Here is a 3,918-nt window from a genome sequence, read left to right as displayed (position 1 = left end):
CCTGCGCGCCGTCTTCTTGGCGGCGCGCTTCCGGACGGCCTTCTTGGCTGCGGTCTTACGCACGGCCTTCTTGGCTGCGCGCTTCCGCACGGCCTTCTTGGCTGCGCGCTTCCGCACGGCCTTCTTGGCTGCGCGCTTCCGCACGGCCTTCTTCGCTGCGCGCTTCCGGACAGCCTTCTTGGCTGCGGTCTTACGTACTGCCTTCTTGGCAGCCTTCTTGGCCGGACGACGGCCAGCCACGCTTCCACGCTTCACTGCAGGTCCTTCCGCCGGGAGGCGCTGTGCGCCAGAGACAACCGCTTTGAACTGAGCGCCGGGCCGAAAGGCCGGCACGGACGTTGGCTTCACTTTCACCGTCTCCCCGGTGCGCGGATTGCGCGCCACCCGGGCTGCACGACGGCGTTGTTCGAATACGCCGAAACCGGTAATGGTGACACTGTCACCCTTGTGTACCGCACGCACGATCGTATCGACAACATTCTCCACCGCATCGGTCGCCGATCGGCGGTCTGTGTCGAGTTTTTTCGTGAGTACGTCGATCAGTTCTGCTTTGTTCATGCAAAACCTCCGCATCAACCAGTGGCCCCTCCTTGGACCGACTAGAGGACACGGTAAACCCTTTCATGCCTGATTTCCAAGAGCCACGCGCAGTTTCAGTCGAAGCCGGCGAACTTTTTAGGAATCCGCTTGGCGCGCTTGGTCGGTGGCGGGAGGCCGCTAGAACCGGTTTGGGGGGCGGTATTTTCGGCCGTTTGGACGCTATCTCGGGGTCGGCAGAGTCCGTGGCTTCCAGTCCGACCGGTGCGCCTCATAAGATTCGATCTGCTGGTGTTTTCGCAGCGTAAGGCCTATATCATCGAGTCCCTCGAGTAGTCGCCAGGCGGTGTAATCGTCAATCTTGAACGGCAGCAGGATCGTTCCGGCGGCGATATTCCGATCTTGAAGATTCACAGTGATTTCCAGCCCTGGCTGCTGCTCGATCAGCTTCCAAAGCAGTTCGACATCATCTTGGGCGACTTCGGCCGCTAACAGCCCCGCCTTGCCGGCGTTGCCGCGAAAAATATCCGCGAAACGAGATGAGATAACCACCCGGAAGCCGTAGTCCATCAGCGCCCACACCGCGTGTTCGCGGGATGATCCAGTGCCGAAATCCGGCCCGGCGACCAAGACCGACCCCTTGTCGAACGGGCTCAAATTCAGCACGAAGGACGGGTCGCTGCGCCAGGAAGCGAATAGCCCGTCCTCGAAACCCGTTCGGATGACCCGCTTCAAATACACCGCCGGGATGATCTGGTCGGTGTCGACATTGGACCGGCGCAGCGGTACCCCGATTCCGGTGTGGGTGCGAAAGGCTTCCATGGCTCGCTCCTCTAGTGGCTCAGGTCTGCGGGCGATGACAACGTGCCACGCACGGCGGTGGCGGCTGCGACCGCCGGCGACACCAGATGGGTTCGTCCGCCCCTGCCCTGCCGGCCCTCGAAATTTCGGTTCGATGTCGATGCGCAACGTTGGCCCGGCGCCAACTGATCGGGGTTCATACCGAGACACATCGAGCACCCGGCCTGCCGCCACTGGGCGCCGGCCGCAGTGAAGATCTCGCCGAGGCCTTCCGACTCGGCCTGCGCGCGCACCCGCATCGAACCGGGCACCACGAGCACCTGGACGCCGTCGGCGACCTTGCGGCCGCGCAAGATGTCGGCGACCACGCGCAGATCCTCGATGCGGCCGTTGGTGCATGAGCCGACGAAAACGGTGTCGACGGCGATATCACGCATCGCGGAGCCGGGCCGGAGATCCATGTACACCAACGCTTTTTCGGCGGCTTGCCGTTCGGCGTCGTCGACCATCAGCTCTGGGTCAGGCACCGACCCGGATAGCGGCACACCCTGCCCCGGGTTGGTGCCCCAGGTGACGAACGGGCTCAGCGTCGCGGCATCGATGTACACCTCGGCGTCGAACTCGGCGACATCGTCGGTGCCCAATCCGCTCCACGCCGCGACGGCGGTATCCCAATCGGCGCCCGTCGGGGCGTGCGGACGTCCGCGCAGGAACTCGAAGGTGGTCTCGTCGGGCGCGACCATGCCGGCACGCGCCCCGGCCTCGATGCTCATGTTGCAGATCGTCATCCGGCCTTCCATCGACAGTGATTCGATGGCATCGCCGCGGTACTCGATGACATGGCCCTGGCCGCCGCCGGTACCGATTTTGGCGATCACCGCCAGGATGATGTCCTTGGCGCTGACTCCAACCGGCAGCCGACCGTCAACGTTTACCGCCATTGTTCTGAACGGTCGCAGCGGCAATGTCTGGGTCGCCAGCACATGCTCGACCTCCGATGTGCCGATGCCCATCGCGAGCGCACCGAACGCGCCATGCGTGGAAGTGTGGCTGTCGCCGCAGACGATCGTCATGCCGGGCTGGGTCAGGCCGAGTTGCGGTCCGATGATGTGCACGATGCCTTGCTCGAGGTCGCCCATCGGGTGCAGTCGGATACCGAACTCCTCGCAGTTGCGCCGCAGCGTCTCGACCTGAGTGCGCGATACCGGGTCGGCGATCGGTTTGTCGATGTCGATCGTCGGCACGTTGTGGTCCTCGGTGGCGATCGTCAAATCCGGCCGCCGGACGCTGCGGCCGGCCAGCCGCAGCCCGTCGAATGCCTGCGGGCTGGTGACCTCATGCACGAGATGCAGGTCGATGTAGATGAGGTCGGGCTCCCGGGCTGCCCCGATTCCGCCGCCGGCGGCGACGACATGGTCATCCCATACCTTCTCGGCCATGGTGCGCGGCCCCGCTACGGTGGTCATACTTGACTATCTCACAATCTGGGACGTTAGTATCTCTCTGTGAGACAGAATAGCGGCATCGGCGTGCTGGACAAAGCGGTGGGTGTGCTGCACACGGTTGCCGAGTCATCGTGCGGGCTGGCCGAACTCTGCGAACGGACCGGCCTGCCGCGGGCCACCGCGCACCGGCTTGCCGCGGGCCTGGAAGTTCACCGGCTCCTCGCCCGCGACGGTGCGGGCCGCTGGCGGCTTGGTCCGGCTTTTTTCGAGTTGGCCGGCCAGGTCAACGACCCGCTGCTGGCGGCGGGCGCGGCCGTGCTGCCGAGGCTGCGGGAGATCACCGGCGAGAGCGTGCAGCTCTACCGTCGCGAAGGGACGTCGCGGATTTGCGTGGCCGCGCTGGAACCGCCTGCCGGGCTTCGAGATACGGTGCCGGTGGGCGCACAGCTGCCGATGACCGCCGGTTCGGGGGCGAAGGTCCTACTGGCATACAGCGATGCCTCGACGCAGCAAGCCGTGCTGCCCGCGGCTAAGTTCACCGACCGTGCCCTGGCCGAGGTGCGCAAGCGCGGTTGGGCGCAAAGCGTCGCGGAGCGCGAGCCCGGAGTGGCCAGTGTCTCCGCGCCAGTCCGCGACGGACGCGGCACCGTGATCGCCGCGGTGTCGGTATCCGGACCGATCGATCGGATGGGCCGTCGACCGGGTGCCCGATGGGCAGCGGATCTACTGGCTGCGGCCGACGCGCTGACTCGCCGGCTGTGACGAGATGTGGTACCCCCGATGGGATTCGAACCCACGCTACCGCCGTGAGAGGGCGGCGTCCTAGGCCGCTAGACGACGGGGGCCTGAACTTTTCCGGACAGTCAGCATAGCCCAGGACGGAATGCCGACATAATCACCGGAATGGCTGGGGTACCAGGACTCGAACCTAGAATGGCTGAACCAGAATCAGCTGTGTTGCCAATTACACCATACCCCATTGGCTGCCCGTAACCGCTGGTCACAGGCCATTTTTCGGCCAGGCAAGCTGCGGGCGAACCCGCCGCACGTGATGTCGGGCCGACGTGCAGATTACCAAAGATCTCGCACCGGCTTCTCACGCGCCGGTCGCCGCCGCGGCTGCCCGGTCGCGACC

4 protein-coding genes and 2 tRNA genes are annotated in these 3,918 nt (G+C 65.1%); 1 reads left to right on the top strand and 5 read right to left on the bottom strand.

Going from position 1 to position 3,918, the window contains the following annotated elements; all coding sequences use genetic code 11:
* The 3 genes from ACRDU5_RS06940 to leuC form a co-directional block, all read right to left on the bottom strand.
* Window positions 1-558, bottom strand: a 558-nt coding sequence (locus ACRDU5_RS06940) for an HU family DNA-binding protein (RefSeq protein ID WP_526613750.1), incomplete at its 3' end; no start/stop codon positions are given.
* Between the two features lie 201 nt (window positions 559-759).
* Window positions 760-1,359, bottom strand: a complete 600-nt coding sequence (leuD, locus tag ACRDU5_RS06935) for a 3-isopropylmalate dehydratase small subunit (protein ID WP_526613749.1) — start codon at window positions 1,357-1,359, stop codon at window positions 760-762.
* Between the two features lie 11 nt (window positions 1,360-1,370).
* Entirely contained in the window at window positions 1,371-2,804 is a 1,434-nt protein-coding gene (gene leuC / locus ACRDU5_RS06930; protein ID WP_526613748.1) for a 3-isopropylmalate dehydratase large subunit, read from the bottom strand.
* A gap of 39 nt (window positions 2,805-2,843) precedes the next feature.
* On the opposite strand from leuC, the gene ACRDU5_RS06925 reads away from it, so the two are divergent.
* Window positions 2,844-3,545 carry an IclR family transcriptional regulator gene (locus tag ACRDU5_RS06925; RefSeq protein WP_526613747.1) on the top strand — a complete coding sequence of 234 codons (702 nt, stop codon included), beginning with the start codon at window positions 2,844-2,846 and terminating at the stop codon, window positions 3,543-3,545.
* Window positions 3,546-3,552: 7 nt separating this feature from the next.
* Here ACRDU5_RS06925 and ACRDU5_RS06920 read toward each other — a convergent pair.
* A tRNA-Glu gene (locus ACRDU5_RS06920) sits at window positions 3,553-3,628 on the bottom strand.
* A 59-nt stretch (window positions 3,629-3,687) separates the two neighbouring features.
* Window positions 3,688-3,762 (bottom strand) — tRNA-Gln (locus ACRDU5_RS06915).
* Between the last annotated feature and the right edge of the window lie 156 nt (window positions 3,763-3,918).

The organism is Mycobacterium sp., assembly GCF_050701515.1.
In the GTDB taxonomy this organism is placed as follows: Bacteria; Actinomycetota; Actinomycetes; order Mycobacteriales; family Mycobacteriaceae; genus Mycobacterium.
This window is presented reverse-complemented; position numbering and strand designations above follow the sequence as displayed.